19 protein-coding genes are annotated in these 18,534 nt (G+C 56.0%); 5 read left to right on the forward strand and 14 right to left on the reverse strand.

The window, feature by feature from the left end; all coding sequences use genetic code 11:
* Positions 1-10: 10 nt before the first annotated feature.
* From M2Q46_RS03340 to M2Q46_RS03350, 3 genes are all read right to left on the reverse strand, one after another.
* A complete protein-coding gene (locus tag M2Q46_RS03340) occupies positions 11-211 on the reverse strand; it encodes a hypothetical protein (RefSeq protein ID WP_223254031.1) in 201 nt (66 codons plus the stop codon).
* Between the two features lie 132 nt (positions 212-343).
* Positions 344-1,711, reverse strand: coding sequence for a TrkH family potassium uptake protein (locus tag M2Q46_RS03345; RefSeq protein ID WP_247966838.1), 1,368 nt, complete (start codon positions 1,709-1,711; stop codon positions 344-346).
* 3 nt (positions 1,712-1,714) lie between these two features.
* A complete protein-coding gene (locus tag M2Q46_RS03350) occupies positions 1,715-2,368 on the reverse strand; it encodes a TrkA family potassium uptake protein (RefSeq protein WP_009454211.1) in 654 nt (217 codons plus the stop codon).
* Between the two features lie 156 nt (positions 2,369-2,524).
* On the opposite strand from M2Q46_RS03350, the gene M2Q46_RS03355 reads away from it, so the two are divergent.
* Entirely contained in the window at positions 2,525-3,625 is a 1,101-nt protein-coding gene (locus M2Q46_RS03355; protein ID WP_009454209.1) for an alkene reductase, read from the forward strand.
* A 129-nt stretch (positions 3,626-3,754) separates the two neighbouring features.
* Here M2Q46_RS03355 and M2Q46_RS03360 read toward each other — a convergent pair whose 3' ends face one another.
* The 5 genes from M2Q46_RS03360 to imuA form a co-directional block, all read right to left on the reverse strand.
* On the reverse strand, positions 3,755-4,174 hold the full coding sequence (locus M2Q46_RS03360; RefSeq protein WP_302356794.1) for a PaaI family thioesterase: 420 nt from the start codon (positions 4,172-4,174) through the stop codon (positions 3,755-3,757).
* The gene (locus M2Q46_RS03365) at positions 4,171-4,632 is read right to left on the reverse strand and encodes a GatB/YqeY domain-containing protein (RefSeq protein WP_009454206.1); all 462 of its coding nucleotides are present in this window, start codon (positions 4,630-4,632) and stop codon (positions 4,171-4,173) included. The genes M2Q46_RS03360 and M2Q46_RS03365 overlap by 4 nt, the downstream gene beginning before the upstream one ends.
* A 65-nt stretch (positions 4,633-4,697) precedes the next feature.
* Positions 4,698-7,895 (reverse strand): error-prone DNA polymerase, encoded by a 3,198-nt coding sequence (locus M2Q46_RS03370; protein ID WP_302356795.1) that lies wholly within the window; start codon positions 7,893-7,895, stop codon positions 4,698-4,700.
* Positions 7,892-9,175, reverse strand: coding sequence for a DNA polymerase Y family protein (locus M2Q46_RS03375; RefSeq protein ID WP_251196629.1), 1,284 nt, complete (start codon positions 9,173-9,175; stop codon positions 7,892-7,894). Before M2Q46_RS03375 ends, M2Q46_RS03370 begins: the two co-directional genes overlap by 4 nt.
* Positions 9,132-9,869, reverse strand: a complete 738-nt coding sequence (gene imuA, locus M2Q46_RS03380; RefSeq protein ID WP_021446612.1) for a translesion DNA synthesis-associated protein ImuA — start codon at positions 9,867-9,869, stop codon at positions 9,132-9,134. Before imuA ends, M2Q46_RS03375 begins: the two co-directional genes overlap by 44 nt.
* A 114-nt stretch (positions 9,870-9,983) precedes the next feature.
* On the opposite strand from imuA, the gene M2Q46_RS03385 reads away from it, so the two are divergent.
* Positions 9,984-10,598: a tRNA-uridine aminocarboxypropyltransferase gene (locus M2Q46_RS03385; RefSeq protein WP_115633627.1), complete on the forward strand. Its 615-nt coding sequence runs from the start codon at positions 9,984-9,986 to the stop codon at positions 10,596-10,598.
* Here the strand turns inward: M2Q46_RS03385 and M2Q46_RS03390 are convergent.
* From M2Q46_RS03390 to pbpG, 6 genes are all read right to left on the reverse strand, one after another.
* The gene (locus tag M2Q46_RS03390) at positions 10,585-11,004 is read right to left on the reverse strand and encodes a carboxypeptidase-like regulatory domain-containing protein (protein ID WP_009454198.1); all 420 of its coding nucleotides are present in this window, start codon (positions 11,002-11,004) and stop codon (positions 10,585-10,587) included. The genes M2Q46_RS03385 and M2Q46_RS03390 overlap by 14 nt on opposite strands.
* Positions 11,001-11,894 carry an NRDE family protein gene (locus M2Q46_RS03395; RefSeq protein WP_060185028.1) on the reverse strand — a complete coding sequence of 298 codons (894 nt, stop codon included), beginning with the start codon at positions 11,892-11,894 and terminating at the stop codon, positions 11,001-11,003. The genes M2Q46_RS03390 and M2Q46_RS03395 overlap by 4 nt, the downstream gene beginning before the upstream one ends.
* A 119-nt stretch (positions 11,895-12,013) precedes the next feature.
* Complete coding sequence (locus M2Q46_RS03400) at positions 12,014-12,973, reverse strand: succinylglutamate desuccinylase/aspartoacylase family protein (RefSeq protein ID WP_302356796.1); 960 nt, start codon at positions 12,971-12,973, stop codon at positions 12,014-12,016.
* Between the two features lie 44 nt (positions 12,974-13,017).
* The gene (locus M2Q46_RS03405) at positions 13,018-14,007 is read right to left on the reverse strand and encodes a tripartite tricarboxylate transporter substrate binding protein (RefSeq protein ID WP_021446611.1); all 990 of its coding nucleotides are present in this window, start codon (positions 14,005-14,007) and stop codon (positions 13,018-13,020) included.
* A gap of 158 nt (positions 14,008-14,165) precedes the next feature.
* Positions 14,166-15,080, reverse strand: coding sequence for a LysR family transcriptional regulator (locus tag M2Q46_RS03410; protein WP_137430440.1), 915 nt, complete (start codon positions 15,078-15,080; stop codon positions 14,166-14,168).
* A gap of 10 nt (positions 15,081-15,090) precedes the next feature.
* Entirely contained in the window at positions 15,091-16,095 is a 1,005-nt protein-coding gene (gene pbpG / locus M2Q46_RS03415) for a D-alanyl-D-alanine endopeptidase (RefSeq protein WP_088452837.1), read from the reverse strand.
* A 247-nt stretch (positions 16,096-16,342) separates the two neighbouring features.
* Between pbpG and M2Q46_RS03420 the strand changes: the two genes are divergently transcribed.
* From M2Q46_RS03420 to M2Q46_RS03430, 3 genes are all read left to right on the forward strand, one after another.
* Positions 16,343-16,723: a flagellar protein FlhE gene (locus M2Q46_RS03420; protein ID WP_302356797.1), complete on the forward strand. Its 381-nt coding sequence runs from the start codon at positions 16,343-16,345 to the stop codon at positions 16,721-16,723.
* A 138-nt stretch (positions 16,724-16,861) separates the two neighbouring features.
* Positions 16,862-17,677: a motility protein A gene (locus M2Q46_RS03425; RefSeq protein ID WP_009454185.1), complete on the forward strand. Its 816-nt coding sequence runs from the start codon at positions 16,862-16,864 to the stop codon at positions 17,675-17,677.
* A gap of 4 nt (positions 17,678-17,681) precedes the next feature.
* Entirely contained in the window at positions 17,682-18,527 is an 846-nt protein-coding gene (locus M2Q46_RS03430) for an OmpA family protein (protein ID WP_240688304.1), read from the forward strand.
* The last annotated feature ends 7 nt before the right edge of the window (positions 18,528-18,534 follow it).

Below are 18,534 nucleotides of genomic sequence, written 5' to 3' on the forward strand. Positions count from 1 at the left end.
AATAAACGGCTCATGAGCCGTTTTTCTTAACTACTTTTTTTAGATCGTCCAGCTCTTTGCGCAGGGCGACAACTTCGTCACTGAGCAAACCAATAACGGCCATTTGACTTTGATACATTTCGACCAGCGGGTGGTAGCTAATCCCACGGCTGGTCAGTTCCCGGCAAAGCGCGCTAAGCCCGGTGCCAGCGCGCTTGGTTAAAGTAGCCATCTTCCTGTGATCCATAAGCCTGCATCCTGATCAGTAGTTGTTCGATGTTTACATCCATTAACCATACCAAAATTCGGTGACAATAGTCGTTTTTCTTAAAACTTCTTGTATATCTGTGGTTTAGCGACAGGTCTAGCCCACTTGGAAGTTGCCTTCCGGGTAACGAATACGGCTGCGTTTGCGTGTGGCCAGCGAGTAAATCAAGGTTAGAGGCCCGAGTCGGCCTGCAAACATCAGCACCATGATCAGGATCTGGCTAGGCGTGGACAGCTTGTGGGTAATGCCGTGACTCATGCCGGTGGTACTCAAGGCCGACGCGGCTTCAAACAGCAGGCTGGTAATGGGCATGTCCTCAAACAAGGTCAGCAGCAAGACGCTGATGAAGTACAGTGCGCCGGTAATCAGGAAAAGGGCCAGGGCTTTCTGTACGGTTTCTGGAGCCACGCTACGTTCCATCAAGACCACTTCTTCGCGTTGACGGATGTAGGAGCGTACCGCCGCCAGCAAGACAATCAAGGTGCCGATTTTGATACCGCTGGCCGTACTGAGCGAGCCGCCACCAATCAGCATCAGCACAATCAGGGTCAACTGAGTGCTGTCGCGCAGGCTGGCAATGTCCATGGTGGTAAAGCCCGCAGTGCGGGTGGCCGCATTCTGCATCCAGGCAGCCAGCGCCTGATCGCCCAGGCCCAGCATGCCCAAGGTGTGTGGATTCGTGAATTCCAGCGCCCAGAGACTGAAAAAACCAATCAGGTTCAGGATGAGTGTTCCGATCAGGATCAGCTTTGTGTACGGCAAAAGTGTTTGCCAGCGTTTTTTCTGGCCTACGTCGGCCAGTACGGTAAAGCCAATCCCGCCCAAAATAATCAGGCCGGATAAGGTCATGACTGATACGAAATCCCCGGAAATGGGGATCAAGGAGTCATGAAATAGCGAGAAGCCCGCATTATTGAAAGCCGTGACCGCATGGAACAAGGCGCGATAAAGGGCTGTGGTCCACGGTAAATCAATGGTCCAGCGCAGAAACAGAATGGCGGCGGCGATCAGCTCAATCAGGGCAGCAATCTTGAACACTTGAAAGGCTGTACTGCGGATGCGGGACACGCTGGTTTGATTAAAAGCTTCCAGTGCCAGTGCCTGCTGGCTGACACTGATGCGTTTGTGCATGGTGATGGCGGCAATCACGGCAAAGGTCACAAAGCCCATACCGCCAATTTGCACGAGCAGCGCCAGCACAATTTGCCCAAAGTGCGTCAAGTCTGTTGCCGGATCAATGACCGCCAGGCCCGTGACGGTGACAGCCGAGGTGGCCATGAACAGCGCCTGAAAAATCCCCAGCCGGGGCGTAGCCGCTTGTGGCAGGCTCAGCAAAATTGCGCCCAGAATAATCAGGGCCATAAAGCCTAGCGCCAGCACCAGTGGCGGGCTGGCGCTCAGGGTGCGGGTATGAGGATTGACCTCAAGACGGCGAGTCAGACTATTGGGCAGCCAGTTGCGCATACATCAGACCAATTTGGGGGCGGCGGTACGAAGTGCTTGCAGCTGTCCAAGCAGGATCAGCAAATCCTTGGCATGCAGGGCAAAATCAGCATCGGGCTGGATGGTGGTTTGGCCACGACGTTTGACCAGCAGGACCTGCACGTCGGCCATTTGCTCGCGCAAGATGTCCTTGATGGTCTGGCCGTTCATATTGTCGCTGGCGGTGACTTCCACAACATAATCGCCGTTACCCAGAGAAATGTAATCGTTGACCATGGGGTAGCTGAGCATTTGGGCGACTCGTATGCCCATTTCTTCTTCGGGGTGAATAATCCGGTTCACACCAATCTTGGCCAGAATCAAATGCTGGGTATGGGAAATGGCTTTGGCCCAGATTGTCGGCACACCAAAACTTTTCAGGTGAACCACGCAAACCAGGCAGGATTCAATATCAGCCCCAATCGCAACCAGAACTACGTCATAATTGTCCAGCCCCAGCTCTTCCAGAGCCTGGCGGTCAGTGACATCGGCAATGACGGCACGGTTTAATTGGTCCGCATATTTGTTGACCAGTTTCGGATTGGTATCCACTCCCAGTACGGAGTGGCCCATTTTCATGAGTTCCAGGGCGCAGGCCGAACCGAAGCGGCCTAATCCTATGACGGCGAACTGTGCCATAGCTTATTTGATCCGTTTGATGCTTGAAACAATTTCAAGCCAAATTAAGCGTTGATGGTATAAAGACATATCTGGTAAAAACCCTTATCGGGTATTCCCTTGGGCGCGTGTCGTTCAAGCCCTGGCGGAAACATCAATAGTGGACAGTGTAAAACAATGGTTAGTTTGTTTGATCCAATCAAACTGGGTGATATTGAACTCATGAACCGCATCATCATGGCGCCCATGACACGCGCACGCGCCTCGGAGGGCCGTATGCCCAATGATTTGATGCGTATGTACTATTGCCAGCGGGCCAGCGCGGGGCTGATTGTAGCCGAAGCCACTTCGGTATCGCCGCAAGGTGTGGGCTATGCCCACACGCCGGGCATCTGGAGTAGTGCACAGGTAGATGCGTGGCGCACGATTACCGAAGCCGTCCATGCCAAGGGTGGCCGTATTGTCTTGCAGTTGTGGCATGTGGGGCGTGTGTCTGATCCGGAGTTTCTGAATGGCCAAATGCCGGTTGCGCCCAGCGCAATTGCCTGTGAGGGCATGGTCAGCCATTTAAGCCCGGAACGTCCTTTTGTGGTGCCGCGTGCCCTGCGCAGTGAAGAAATTGCCGATATTGTGGACGACTTTGCCGTTGCCGCTCAAAACGCGCTGAGCGCCGGCTTTGATGGGGTGGAGATACACGGTGCCAATGGCTACCTGATCGACCAGTTCCTGCATGATGGCTCCAATACCCGCACGGATGCTTACGGTGGTTCAATTGAAAACCGGGCTCGTTTCCTGTTGGAGATTGTGGACGCCTGTGTCGCCATTTGGGGCGCTGGCCGAGTCGGTGTGCATTTGTCCCCACGTGGTGGCTTGCATGGCATGAAGGATTCCGATCCGGCCCGTTTGTTCTCGTACGTGGCTTGCGAACTGGATCGCCGTGATATTGCCTTTTTGTTCCTGCGTGAAAGCCCGGCTTCGGACAGCTTGTTGCCCATGATCAAATGCCAGTTTGGTGGTGCGATTATCGCTAATGAACATTTCGATTTGCCGACAGCACAGACCACTTTATCCAAAGGCATGGCAGACGCCGTGTCGTTCGGTAAGGCTTTTTTGTCCAATCCGGACTTGCCCTTGCGTTTGCAGTTGCGTGCGCCCTTGAATGGCTGGGATCGGGATTCGTTTTACACCCAGGGGCCTAAAGGCTATACGGATTATCCATTTTTGAAATCCAACCCGGAATGGGATCAGCCTGTGGGTGAGGATTTGCAGGCGCATTAAGCTTGCCTGTGATTAAGTAGGTGGAAATAAAAAAGCCCGTTTGATACGGGCTTTTTTAATGGGCTTTATTGTAGATCGGTAGCAGTTTGGGGCAGCGTGCCACTTTCCAAGGTGTATTGCACCTGGTGTTCAGCTACCGCGCACCACTCGAAAAGTGGCTGCCGCTTTAACCAGCAAGCGTTCCTTCTCGTCATACCCGCCACCTTCGCAGTAAGCGGTATCGCCTTCCAGATACAGGCATTGGGCCTTGAACCAGACATCGCCACGCGCAGGCAGTAAAAACTGCGAGTTCATGTCTATGGTGGCCATCCCTGAGCCAGAACGTTGTGCCCGTGCGGCGGCGCTAAGGGTGAAATCCAGAATCGCCATCAAGGTGCCCCCGTGCACATCGGCACGGGAGTTGGCATTACAGGCTTGCCAGGGCAGAAAAGTAATCACTTCCTGCTCGGTGCTGCTCACGGTTTGCAGGCCCAGGTGCTGCATCAGGGGGATATGTGTGCCGAAAAAGTCCTGTTTGGGCTGCGCCAGTTCGGCCTGCAAATGCTTCATGGGTTCAACTTTTGCTTCACTTGAGCGGAAACCTGGGACATATCGGCACGGCCAGCCAGTTTGGCTTTCACCAGACCCATGACCTTGCCCATCAATGCGGGGCCTTGAGCGCCGTCAGCCTGAGCCTGGGTAATCGCATCGGCAATGGTCGCATCAATTTCGGCGCTATCGGCTTGCTGTGGCAGGTATTCCTGCAGAATCAGCAATTCGGATTTTTCTTTCTCGGCGCTTTCGGTACGGCCAGCAGATTCAAAAGCCTGGATGGATTCGCGGCGTTGCTTGACTTGTTTTTCAATGATGCTGCTTACTTCAGCATCGCCCAGCTCGGTACGTTCGTCCACTTCGCGTTGTTTGATCGCGGCTTGCAGAAAACGCAAGGTCTCCAGGCGTCCGCTATCGCGAGCGCGCATCGCCGTTTTGATATCTTCAGCTAAACGGGTTTTGAGTGTTTGACTCATGGTGGTTCCTGGTTGAACGGGCAAAGCCCTAGTTTAACGCAGGGCGGGGGTAGGGAAAAATCCGATTATTGAAAATCCCGGCTGCGTGCGACCAGATCACCAATCAGGTGATTCATGGATACCAGACGGCGGGCAATTAAATGGCAAACGCTGCCATCCCGTTGCCAGACGCCATAGACACCCAGCAGGCGAGATTGAAGCAAGGCCTGAGATTGCGCCTGCGCCAACTCTTCACGCACGATGACATTGACACTGCCGGTTTCATCTTCCAGCGTTACAAATACGGTGCCTTTGGCGGTGCCGGGGCGTTGGCGGGTGGTCACCAGCCCGCAGGCCCGTGCCAGCCGCCTATCCGGGCAGGCTTGGTTGAGTTGTTCTGCGGTGGAGAATCGCAAGGGGGACAACTGTGTGCGTAGCAAGGACAGGGGGTGACGATTCAGGCTCAAGCCCACGGCCTGATAATCACTTAACACTTCCAGCCCCACACTGGCTCGTGGCAAATCCGGGGTGTGCTCCGGCGTTTCAGCATGGCTCAGCAATCCTGCCTGACTGGGGCGTCGGGCATCCCAAACACTGTGGCGGCGTTGGCTATAAGCACTGCGTAAAGCATGGGCCTGGGCCAGCGCTTGCTGATCGTGGGCTGACAGGGCCAGTTCCTGGCGCAAGCAGGCCAGATTCAGCGTACGGTCCGGGTGGCTTTGCCGGTAACTCACGATGGCTTGGGCGCCTTGCTCGCTCAAGCCTTTGACCATGTGCAGGCCCAGACGTACCTGAGGCGGGCCGCCAAGCTCGGAACACACGTGGCTGTCATACAGGCTGTATTGCACATCCACAGGCAAGACCTGAACGCCGTGACGGCGTGCATCCTGGACCAATTGGCTGGGGCCGTAAAAACCCATGGGTTGAGAGTTCAGCAAGGCCGCCAGAAAGTGCTCCGGGTAACGTGCTTTCAGATAGGCGCTGAACCAGGCCAGTTTGGCGAAACTGGCCGAGTGACTTTCCGGAAAACCGTATTCCCCAAAACCGCTGATCTGATCGAACAGGCGCTGGGCAAATTCGGGGGCATAACCTTTGGCAGCCATGCCATCGAGCAGCTCTTGCTCAAAAGGCCCCAAACCGCCACGACGACGCCAGGCCGCCATGGCCCGCCGCAAGGCGTCCGCTTTGTCAGCCGAGAAACCCGCCGCCTCCATGGCCAGTTCCATGGCCTGCTCCTGAAAAATAGGCACGCCCAGGGTGCGTTCCAGCACATGGCGGATTTCGGGGGCAGGGTAGTCGACTTTGCTGTGGTCGCGACGGCGTTCCAGATAAGGATGCACCATGCCCCCTTGAATGGGGCCGGGGCGCACAATGGCCACTTGCACCACCAAGTCGTAAAAGCATTTCGGACGCAGCCGTGGCAACATGCTCATCTGGGCGCGGGACTCGATCTGGAACACGCCTATGGTGTCAGCGCGCCGTATCATCCGAAAGGTTTTGGCGCTGTGCAAAGGGATGTCCTGCAAGCGGAATGGTTTGCCTTTTTGCTGACTGATACCGTCCAGGCAGCGACGCAAGGCGCTCAACATACCTAAGGCCAGAATATCGACTTTCAGCAAACCCAGCACATCCAGATCATCCTTGTCCCATTGCACAACGCTGCGCCCTGGCATGGCGGCGTTTTGAATCGGCACCAGCCTGTGCAAGGGTGTTTGTGAAATTACAAAACCGCCAGGGTGCTGGGACAGGTGACGTGGAAAGCCCATCAGCTGGCGGGTCAAGGACAACCATTGATGCGCTTGCTCTGGCGGGCATTCGGGAAAGCGTGCCAGGACTTCATCCTGAATGTGGGTGTCTTTAAGCCAGGCACGGTCGCATTGAATCAAGGCCTCGATCAAGGCGGGAGGAATGCTTAGCGCCTTGCCGGTGTCCCGCAAGGCGCTGCGGCGTCTATAGGTGGTGATCACCGCTGTTAAGGCTGCTCGTTGCCGGCCATATTTGCGGTAAATGTATTGAATAACCTCTTCGCGACGCTGGTGCTCGAAGTCCACATCAATATCGGGCGGTTCAGCCCGTGCGCGGCTGATGAAGCGCGCAAACAAGGTATGGCTGCTGGCAGGATCAACTTCAGTAATACCCAGGCAGTAGCACACGGCCGAGTTGGCGGCAGAGCCTCGGCCCTGGCACAAAATCCCCTGACTGCGCGCGTAACTGACGATGTCATGCAAAGTCAGAAAGTAGGACTCGTATTGAAGGTCTGCAATCAGGCTGAGTTCCTCTTCCAGGCGCGTGCGCAAGCTGTCGCTAATCCCTTTGGGGTAGCGCTTTTGCGCGCCACGCTCGGTTTCCTGTCGCAGATACTCAATGCCACTGAGACCGGGCGGGACAATCTCGACCGGGTACTCGTACTTGATTTCACTTAAACAAAACTGGCATAGCTCCTGGATGTGATCGGTGGTCTCACGCAGTTCGGCCGGGTAAAGATTGGCCAGTTGGAAACGACTGCGTAAGTGATGTTCTGCATTGCTGGCCAGGGACCAGCCGCATTCTTGCACAGGTGTTTTCAGGCGTATGGCTGCCAAAGTATCGTGCAAAGGCTGGCGAGAGCGCACGTGCATATGGACGCCGCCCAACGCGGCACAGCGTAATCCACATGCCTGCGCTGCCAGCCTGACGGCGCGCAAATGCTGCATGTCCTGATCGCGCCTATGCAGACTGATGCCTAAAAACAGTCGGCCTGCAAACAGGTCCAGCAAATGCTGTGTTTGAAGACGGATGTGCTCGCTATCCAAGCCATAGGCCGGCTTGTAGATGACAAGACAGTCTGGCAGAACCTGTTGTTGGGAACCTTGGCGGGCTTGTTGCAAAAAAGACCAGTCAATCGAGGCTTCCTGCTTCAAGTCCAGTGATTGGTGCAGGTGCGAGATGAATTGACAGAGATTGCCGTAGCCTTCCTTGTTGCGCGGCAGAATCAGCAGCTCATGGGTCTGAGTGTCGTTGCAGGTTCTTGTCTCAGCCTTGGCGACTTGTGGGCGCTGATTGTCCCAACCCCCCGTAAAGCGGAACCGACTTCCAACCAACAAGCGGATTTCCGGATGCAACTTGGCCTGCGCATAAGCGCGCACCACACCGGCCATGGAGGCGTAATCGCATAAGGCCAGCGCCTTGTAGCCCAATTCGGCAGCGCGGCTGATCAGCTCCTCGGGGTGGGACGCGCCATTCAAGAAACTGTAATTGGACAGGCAGTCCAGCTCGGAATACAGCAGGTCTATATGGGGTTTCATCCAAAGACTCCGTGCAGATACCAGGCATGCTCCTGGCTCAAGTCCCGATAAACCCAATACAAACGTCCCTGCGGACACAGGGCAATAAAGTAGTCCCGCTGCTGATGCCCGGTGCCGCTCCACCAGCCTGTCTGTACCCGCTCCGGGCCTTGAACCAGGCGCAAGCGCTGCTGATCCAGAAGCGGAGATTGCTGATCGTGTTGTAAGGGCTGAGCCGGGTCCAGCATCCAGCATGGACGTTGCAAAGCCGGACGGTCCGCATCGGGGGGCTGGCTGCGGGACAAGGGGAGCCATTGATTCGCTTGTTCAGGCAAATAGCTGGCTTGGGCGGCAGGTGTCAAAATCTGTTCAGCCCCCAACCTGGCCTGCAAGCGCTCCAACAGTTGTTGATCCTGCTCTTGCCAATGACGCGCATCGGGAAACAGGCTGCTGGCATGAGTTTGGCGCGGGTGTAGTTGCTGTGCCTGCAGCACCATGCTCTGTACGGCCGCCTGTAATTGCAGTTGCTGGAACTGTTCTTGCCATACGGGCAAAAAGTCCTGGCTACGCCAGCAGGACCGGGCCATTTGCAACTCCAGGCGGGTGGTCGTGGGGTAGTCCTTGTATCTTTCCGTGCGTAGTACCAGTTCCAGACGTCCACAAGCCAACTGGTACTGATTCAACCAGGCCTCCAGCTTGATCAATAGGCGATTTACGGCCCGCAAGACGGTGGGTTTGTTATTGGAAGGCGTATCCATCTCCAGCTTGTCTGTAAATTGCGGGGCGGCATGCACCCATTCCAGCGCCCAGCGTTGTGTGCCGTAGGCTTGGTCCAACTGCAACAGCAGAGCACGCAGCCCGCGCTGGGATAGACCATCGCGGGGGAGTTGGTGCAACTGGCCCAGGGTATGGCAGCCCAGACTATGCAACCATTGCAGCTGGTCGGCAGGCGGAGCCAATAAGTGGATGGGAAGCGGGTTCAGACAGGCCTGCAAACGTCGTGCACAACGGCGCTGCTTGCGTCCGGATAAAGCCAGCAAGCAGGCCGCACGGGCAGTGGGTGCCAGGGCCAGGCAGGGCTCGGGAATAAGGGCTTGCAAGTCAGCCCGGACCTGTTGGTACAGACGACGCAAACCACCAAACAGCCGGATGCTGGCACTGATATTCAGTACCCATAAATCGGCTTGAACCTGTGCCAGCTGGGGGCTGTAGCGCAGCAGAACGGCTTGAATACCGTTCTGCTGTTTTGGGCTGGCCTCAGGCGTAAGCAGGCTCTGGGGCAGTCGCAGGCACAGGTACATGAGACGGAATGGCCGCTGGCGGCATCAGGGTGTGGTGAGGGGCCAAAGCAATGCTGTCCTTGCACGGAGGCCCCCGTCGTTTGCGGATATGAACATCCAGCCAGGGCTGCCCCTGCTGGTCTTGGCGAGTCTGAAGTTCAAGACGCAAAAGGGCGGGGCTGTTGGTCTGACTGTGCGCCGGACGTAAACAAAAAAACAGGCTGTCGCTATGGCTGGCTAATAGCTGTAGTTGACGCAAGGCCGCTAAAGGCACATGGGCAGGCAGCCAGCTCAGCACAGCCGCACAGTGGCCGTGACGCAAGGCCTGGGCACTGGCCCACAAAGTATCGTTCAGGTGCTGGCTGCGTATCCAGAGCATGCGGGCGGGCAAGGCGTTTTCTGATGAGCTGTTTTGCTTGTTCGTAACAGGAGTACCACGCCACAGTTGTTGCATGGGTTGATAGGGCGGGGCGACTAAAACACGCAAGCGCTCTGCCTGCAGCGTATTCAAGGCTGGCAACAACAAGGACAAGGCACTGCTGTCTTGCTGTGCATGCAGTTCGATCAGACTGCCCACAGGCCAGCCGCCTCCTGGCAGTTCGTCATCCAGGGCGGCAAACCCGCTGGGCAGGCAAGTGCCTGCGGCATGTGCATAATGCTTGCCTGTCCAAAGGGAAGGGTGAAGATCTAAAAGGGAACGAAGTGCGCTTGCCATAGGTATGCTCCTGATTGCTGTATAAATATACAGTAAATCTGTTTGCCAGCAAACCAGGCATCTGTTTCAAAGCAGAACTTTTATATACTGTGGCCTTCTGTTTGGCGCTCTCGCATGAATTCTTCCCCTTCTACCCGACCAGGCCGCTGTGCACAGTGTCAGCGGCCCTTGGCTCGTTGCTTGTGTCCCTTGATCCCTTCGATAGAAGCGGCGTGTCCTGTGCTGATTTTGCAGCACCATTCCGAAGCCCGGCATGCGCTTAATACTGCGCGCTTGGCGTATTTGGGTTTGAAGGGGGCAGAGCTATGGGTGGGAGAACAGTTTGCTGGGCTGGAGGCCCGGCTGGCACAGGCGCATCGTCCTGTTTTGCTGTTTCCGGGACCAGAAGCCAAGGTGGCGGGCTCAACAGGCCCAGGGGAGAAGCCGGATCTGATCGTGGTGCCAGATGGCACCTGGCGCAAGGCACGCCTGATCTTGCACAGCAATCCGGTTTTGCAAGCCCTGCCGTATTGGGTATTGCCTGAAGGACAGGCGTCGCGCTACAGACTGCGTAAAGCGCCCGACCCGCAGGCTGTGTCGACCTTGGAAGCAATTGTCCGGCTGATGCAGATTATGGAGCCGGAGCGGGATTTCAGCCCTTTGCTCCGGCCCTTCGAGCAGTTGATTGAAGAACAAATCCAGGCCATGGGCCTGGATACGTATCAGCGTAACTATCCTACTTCCAGGTGAAGTTCAGTTCGCGGGGCTGGCCTTCAACAATAGTGGCCTGACGCTCCTGGGTCTGGCCCTGGTAAGTGGCAAATACCTTGTAATTGCCGGGGCCAAGACGGATCAGGCAGTAGGGGCCGTCGATCAGGCTGTTCAGCACGGTTTGGTCGTTGCTGTTACGGATAACCAGCTGCACATCGGAGATATAGCCGACGCGCTCACCCTGGTTGGCTGAAAAGTTCACGGACAAGGGAAAGGTGTTGCGCACCATGCGAAACAGCTGGGCTTCATCACTACCTATGCCGCCGCTGATGTATTCGGTTGAACCGTAATACTGGCTGGGGGGCAGTTCCTGGGCGTGCACAATGGGGCTGCTCAATAAGGCCAGCGACATGGCAATGCCGATCAATGAAAGACGAGGACTCATGAGGTTTCCTTGCTTGAAGTAAGGTGGCTAAGCGGGCCCTCAGGGGCCCTGTTGCTGTTATGAGAGGGGTGGGGCTGGCTGTCAGGATGAAAGCTGGGCCATAACAAAGGCCAGTCATGCTGACGGGTCGGTTCTGCCTGCGGATTGAAACTGCGTTCACGCAGCATTCCATGTCCGCGCTGATTAATAGTGATGACGGTGGTGCAGCGAGTGCCGTAATTGGGGCTGACAATAAACGGGCTGCTTAACAAGCGTTCGTGCTCAAGACTTAAGCCGGTTTGGGGCAAGTCGGCATCGGCTGCGACTTCCTGATTGCGTAAACCCTGAAACAAGCCTTCTACCGCTGGTGGCGAGCCATCAAAATGCTGTGCCTGCAGGGTTTCTTTCAGGAACAGGCTTTTGGGCCAAGGAGTATTAAGCCAGGCATTGCTCAGAACATGTACGCCTGGTTCCAGCATGTGCGGGCTGCCACTGGGATGACGGTTGCTGTAATAGCCCATGCGTAAAGGCTGTTGCTTGTCCGGCCATTCCAGCACAAAAAGATTGAAGCCTGCGTAATCGGCTCCTTCCTGGGCGAGTTGTTCCAGATAGTCGGCGGGACTGCGCTCGTCTCTTAGAAACTGGGGGATCAGCTCGCCGCGTGAGCGTTGCTTGCTGTTTTTGTTGCTGGGGGCTTCGCGGTAATTGGTCAGCAAGGCTAGACGTCCACGGCTTTGTGTCAGGCCCAGCCAGGTGCCCCCGGCTTGCAGGTCCCGACCCGCCAGAATATCGGGCTCGTCCCGCCAAGGTTGAGCCGCTTGGCTGGGGCGAGCATGATATTCGTCGCGATTGGCAGCAATAATCAGCGGCCAATCCGCATTAACTCCGACGGCGATATAAGCGATGCACATGTGCCGATTGTAGGATGGCTATGCAGGCTTTGGTAGCCAAAGTACCGCCAAGTTCCGCTTTTTTTCTCGGGATTGAGAATGTCACTTCAGGCTGGGTGTTCCGGTCTTGGGCACCAGGTTTAAAGCGTCCAGGAAAGGGCGTCGTAGTTTTGGGCCAGACGTACGACGGTGACACCCGGACGTAGCTGGCGCAGTGAAGGCATGACCAAGGTGCAGTTATCGTAGGGCGTCAGCAAAGCTTGACCATCAGCTTGGCCGATCGCCGTGCCTGCATCGGCCAAGGTTTCCAGGCCTTGCCAGTTCTGATCGAAACTGACTTGCATGGAAGGGGCGACAATCGCATGGGTGACTTGCAGAACGCGTTGCGTATCGGGAGACGCTCGACGCCAGTCCGAGGGCAAATCCTCTTTTTCCACAATCTCGGAGGCGAGCAGAAAGCGGGCAATCAGGTCCAGTGCGATTGCCGGTGTATCAGGATCGCCATGAAAGCCGCATTCCAATAGTAAGGAGCGCGCTTCATGGGCTTCAGGGTCCGAGAATCGACCGTAATCGCGCATGCGTACGCCGTCCTGATGGCCGCTATCCACAATCACATGCTCGGGAGCGCCCAGAGTACGGGCCAGCTCGATATTGCGTGCCAAGGTGCCAGTCAATAACAAGGGGGCGCTGGGTTCATGCATGGAGTGCAGGTCCAGCAACCAGTCGGCTTGTTCCAGCCAAGGCAAAATCGCTCGTGCACGGCGCTGCTCTCGTGTCTGTGTTTGAGCCAGCTTCTGATCGCTCCAGACGCGGTTCATGTCTTCGTCCACGTAGCGGCTGGCATCGTGCTGCTCAGGATCAAAGCGATCAAAGGCGTCCAAATTACAAAAGGCCAGAATCAGCTTGCCACGACGGGGCTTCAGGCCACTGGCCAACACGGCTTTCAAGGCCCAGGCCCCACAAAGTTCGTTGCCATGAATCAGGGCGCTGATCATTACGGTACGGCCCGCTTCGCCCGAGTCCAGGCACCAGATTCCAGGGACACCGGTATTGCCCTGACGCTCTTCTTGAATGTCAGGCAAGGAAAGAGAAAATTGCATGGAAAGACTCCAGCGCCCCAGCAGCTAGCCGGGGCGCATGTGTTTTATTCGGCTTGCAGCTTGGCCAGTTCGACCAGACGAGCATATTTGTCGACCTCTTTGGCCTGGAACTCTGCCGCGTTCATGCCGGGGGCGTAAAGCGTGGCTCCATTGGATTGCATTTTCTCTTGCAAGTTGGCCGATTGCAGGCTGCTGTCCAGAGCCTGACGCAAGGTGCTGGTGACGGATTCAGGCAAATCCTTGGGGCCATACAAACCAAACCAGACGTTGATGTCGACCTTTTCAAAGCCGGGCGTATCGGCCAGGGGCGGGATCTCCGGGGCAGCAGGAGAGGCATGGGTTTCGGTAATGCCCAAAGGCACGATGGCGCCTGCGCGAGCTTGTGACAGGCCCGAGGACAGCACAAGGTAAGCTGTATCCAGTTGACCGCTCATCAAATCCGAAACCAGGGGTGGGACGCCACGGTAGGGCACGTGCATGGCGGTGGTGCCGGTCGAGGCGTTCACCATTTCACCGGCCAGGTGCAAGGTAGTACCTACGCCGGAGGAACCAAAGCTGAAGGCTTCCGGTTTGGCTGCCCGCAGCTTTTGCGCATAGTCTGCCGCGGAGCGAATACCGGACTCTTTGGAGGCTGCCAGCAACAAGGGCTGGGAGGCAATCATGCCAATAGGCGTGAAGTCTTTTTGCCCGTCGTAGCGCACGGCTTTGTTGATCATGCCGGCGATGATCATCTCGTTGGTAGAACCCAGCAGCAGGGTATAGCCGTCGGCAGCCGCACGTTGCACGCGTTGAGCACCAATGGTGCCACCGGCACCGCCTGCGTTTTCCACGACGACGCTTTGGCCCAAACGGCTGCTCAGCTCTTCAGCTAACAGGCGGGCAGTCAGATCCACGCTGCCTCCGGCGGGATAACCCACGACCAGAGTCAGGCTGCGTGAGGGGTAGGTGTCGGCGTGGCTGATTGAGGCTTGCAAGAGGCTACAGGCGCCCAGAATGCCAAGGACCAAGCTGCGCTTGGGAAAAGAAAAAGACATGATGTGCTCCCCGTTCGATGGATAGGTTTCCAAGCAGCGGCCAGTGTGCGCGCTGCGGGCCTGTTTATCCTTAGTTATGAAAGGGTATTGTGTCTGCTGCGGCTACTTGCGATGTGCTGTTGCGGCACATAGGCGTGCTTTTTCGGTTGCTTGTGTGTTTATCGCCCCTGCTGGGTGAAGGCCCAGACGGACTCTGCCAGATCCGAGAGCGGGGCTCGGGAGCGATACAGACGAACTTCAAAGGCAATCTCGTCGCCTTTGCCGCCCAATTGCACCAGCGTGCCGCGACGACATTCATTGGCAATCATGGACAGGGGTAACCAGGCTACGCCCATGCCTTTCAATACCGAGCCCATTGCCGTATCCAGCGAATCACAACGCACCGTGCTGACCAGGGGATAGGGAAAGTGGTGCAGCTTGTCGCCCAGAATGCGGGCCATGGCCAAGCCGCCTGAATATGAAATCAAAGGAATGCTGCGTCCGCTATCGGCATTGAGTTCATATAAAGGTGTGCCGTTCTTGCGGCGCTGACAGGTAGGCACCAATTTGTCAGTGGCGATGGTCATATACGTCACTTGCTCGGCCAGCAGTTCAATTGACAAGGCCGGGTGTTCATAACAGCACAGAAAGTCGGTTTTGCCTTGGGCCAACAGCTTGGCCATATCGGCCATCATGCCGGTGCTGATGTCGATAGGTATATGGGCCGACAAAGGGGCGTGGCTGCCTTTTTGCAGACGGCTGACCCAGTCCGTGACCAAGGTGCGTGCCAGGCTACGGCCGGTAGCAATGCGCAAGCTGCCTTGTCCGGCTTGATCCGAGGCCTGCAATTGCCGGCGAACGCGGTTCAGTTGTTCCAGCACTTGATTGGCCGTGTTGTAAAACACCTGTCCTTCCGGCGTTAGCGTGATGGGCAGGCTGCTGCGCTCCACCAAGGGTGTGCCTACCCATGTTTCCAAGGCCCGAATGCGGCGTCCAAATGCTGGATGTGTGACGTGGCGTTGCTCTGCTGCCCGAACAAAACTGCCCGCACGAGCCAGGGTTACGAAGTCTTCAAGCAGTTTGAGCTGGGGCACGAAGGGCGTCTTACAGCATGGCCAAGCCGTTGGATTTTTCAACCAGATCGCGGATACGTACGGCGTCACCGATACGCGAGTAACGTCCCGAGGAGTTCAGCAGCACAATAGCCACTTCACGATCTTCGATCTTGGTCAGCATTACCAGGCATTCGCCCGCTTCGTTGATGAAGCCGGTTTTGGAGACCTGAATATCCCAATTGGCGTTTTTCACCAAACGATTGGTATTGTTGAACACCAGTTGGCGACCACGTACAGGCTGCACGGAGTATTGATCATTCGTGGTGTATTGCTGGATACGGGCATGCTGGCTGGTGGCCGTCAGCAACTTGACCAAATCACGCGGGCTGGATACGTTGTCGCTGGACAAGCCGGTAGGCTCTACAAAACGCGTATTGCGCATACCCAAGGCACGTGCCTTGTCATTCATGGCGCGCACAAAAGCAGACAAGCCACCGGGATAGCTGCGCCCCAATGCGTGGGCAGCCCGGTTTTCCGACGACATCAGGGCCAGATGCATCATGTCGGCACGGCTCAGTTTGGAGCCAACGCTAAGACGCGAGCTGGAGTATTTGACGCGGTCCACATCTTCGTCGATGATCTCCAGCATTTCATCCATGGGCAGGCCGGATTCAGCCACGACCAGGGCTGTCATCAGCTTGGAGATGGAGGCAATGGGGCGAACGGCGTCGCTGTTTTTCTGGTACAGCACAGTAGACGATTCCAGATCCTGCACAAAGGCAATTTCCGAACGCAGGGCCGCGTGCTGGATCAGGGCGTCGTGTTTAAGGGCATTAAGCGCGCGGCGGCTATCGTTCTCGCTATAGCTGATAGGCTGCAGGTTTTTCTCGAAAACCAGATGCGGCACGTTGTAGCTGATGGCGGCTGTGGCTTCATCCAGTGTGGATGGCTCGGCCAGCGCCAGTGTCTGCGCAAAGGACGAAATCGAAAAAGGCGCTAGAAATAAAACACATAGCGCACGTCGAATGAATTTATTTGTTCTGGTCTGAGGCATTTTTCAGTTCCCGGTAGGCGAGAAACAGAAGGGCGGAGAGAATTTATGCGCTTATGCTACCAGAAAAAATCCTCTTTATATTAGTATCTTACGGCTCAAAGTTAAAAAAAAATTAAGATGTCTGCGCGGTATCATTAAGAAACTTACTTTTATCTGTATAAAAACACAGCTTATGTTTTTTCTGAAAGTCCAAAATAATAAAAAACCTGTTTTTATAAACAGTTTTTTAAATCGATTCCTGCTTTCTATGGTCCTGGTTTCATTACCGCTGGCCAGTCATGCTGCCTCCTTGGCCTGGGACAGGGAACAGCTTAGCAATGCCATCACCACCAGCTCGCCCAGCACCCAGCAAAGCTTCCTGCCTGCAGAGGCGGTGCGAGCACAGGCTTCAAGCATAGGCAAGGTGGAAGTCAGTTATCACCACAATGGGCGCGCCATTCTGAAAAGCCGTTTGTGCTTGCAAGGCGGCTCCTGTGTGGACATGAATGGTTCGGTATTAAGTACCAGGGCCTTTGCCGGTCAGGATGCGCGTCTTGGCTTTGTGCTGGTGCATGAGGTGTGGAGCTGGGCGGGTAGCACAGAGCCTGTGCGTGTGCAGGCCTCGATACGGGTGAATTACCAGCGCTAGCCTGAAATAAGGCGGTTTCCCAATAAACGATTTAATTACTCTTGTACTTGATCCACCTCAAAGTCCAGGCCTAAAGAAACCTGCCGTACTGCCGATATGTAGTCCTGATGCCCATCGGGCCATAACCAGGACTTGTGCATGAACCCCTCTACTCTGATCGGCATCGTAGCCAGCGTGCTGCTGTTTGCCGTGATCTTGTTTTTTACGGCAGAAAACCCCGCCTTGTTTGTGGACCTGCCCAGTCTGGCCGTGGTGCTGGTAGGTACCTTGGCCGCGACGTTCATCAGTTATCCCTTAAGCGAAGTTGTCCGTATTTTTGGTCTGATCGGCACCGTGCTGCGCAATGAACGCCTGTATACCCAGCAGGATATGGACGAGCTGATCAATATCTCCCGCCTGTGGATGATGGGGGATATTCGCGCGGTGGAAGAGGCGCTGGAAAAAGTGGCCAACCCTTTTCTGAAAACCGGCGTTCAGCTGGTGATTGATCGGGCACCCCAGGAAGATATTGAAGACCTTTTGCAATGGCGTATCAGCCGTTTGCGTGCTCGTGAACATGCAGAAGCGCAATTGTTCCGTTTGATGGCCAGCTTTGCGCCCGCCTTCGGTATGGTCGGCACGCTGATTGGCCTGGTCAACCTGATGTTTTTGCTGGGCGATGGCGACATTACGTCTATTGGTCAGCAAATGGCTCTGGCCTTGATGACGACGTTCTACGGCGTGCTGCTGTCCAATCTGGTCTTCAAGCCCGTGGCGGTGAAGCTGGAGCGTCGTACCGAACAGCGTGTGGTTCTGATGAACATGATCATGCAAGGTGTGTCCATGATGAGCCAGCGCCGTGGCCCGGCCTTGATGCGTGAGACGCTGAACTCCTTCATGGCTCAGTATCAGGACGAGATCAATGACCGGGGCGGCCGCGACGATGATGCGGACCCGGCTCCGGAACGGGGCTGATCCCATGGGAAACATGGAGCAGGACCTGACTTTGGGTGAACTTGCTGACCGCCAGAAAGCCTTGCAAAAGGAACTGGAGCAAGCTCGTGGCGCCAAAATCGAGCAGCAACTGGCCAGCAATCTGGGCAGTCGTCGTCGTAGCCGCCCCTGGAATGATCCAGGGCTGGCGGTGCCCGAGGAAGAAGAAGCCTGGTTGACCACGTATCTGGACATGATGACCTTGTTGCTGGTCTTGATGATTGTGATGCTGTCCTTTGCGGGTAAGCGGGCACAAACGGCGGCGCAGGGACAAGGGCAGGGAGGGGCTACAGTCGTGGCCCAAGCAGGCAAGGACGGAGCCGGTTTGTTGCCTGCTGGGGCGGGCCTTTTCCCGGACGCTGGTCAGGGTGAGGGACAAGGCAAAGGCAATCACGGTCTGGATCTGGACGGCTTGGGCGACAATATTGATGTGGTCATGAACGACCAATCCGTGAGCTTTCGCATCAATAGCGAAATTCTGTTTAACTCGGGCGGTGCGGATCTGGGGCTGGAAGGTTTGACAGTATTACGCCAACTGGCTGCCGTACTGCAGAAATCCACTCATCCCATTGTGATTGAAGGTCATACGGACTCGGTGCCGATTCGTAGTTATCGCTACCCATCCAACTGGGAACTGTCAGGTGCGCGTGCCGGTAGCGTAGTGCGTTATATGGAAGCCAACGGAATTGGCAGTCAGCGACTGAGCGCTGTCGGTTATGCCGATACCCGGCCTTTGGGGGATAACGGCACCTCGCAAGGCCGTGCGACGAATCGACGGGTTGAAATTATTGTGCAGACTCCCCAAGCACAGCCTGAAAGCCCCGTCCCATAAGCCTTTA

This window comes from Alcaligenes sp. YSL9, from assembly GCF_030515105.1.
Taxonomy (GTDB): domain Bacteria; phylum Pseudomonadota; class Gammaproteobacteria; order Burkholderiales; family Burkholderiaceae_B; genus Alcaligenes; species Alcaligenes phenolicus.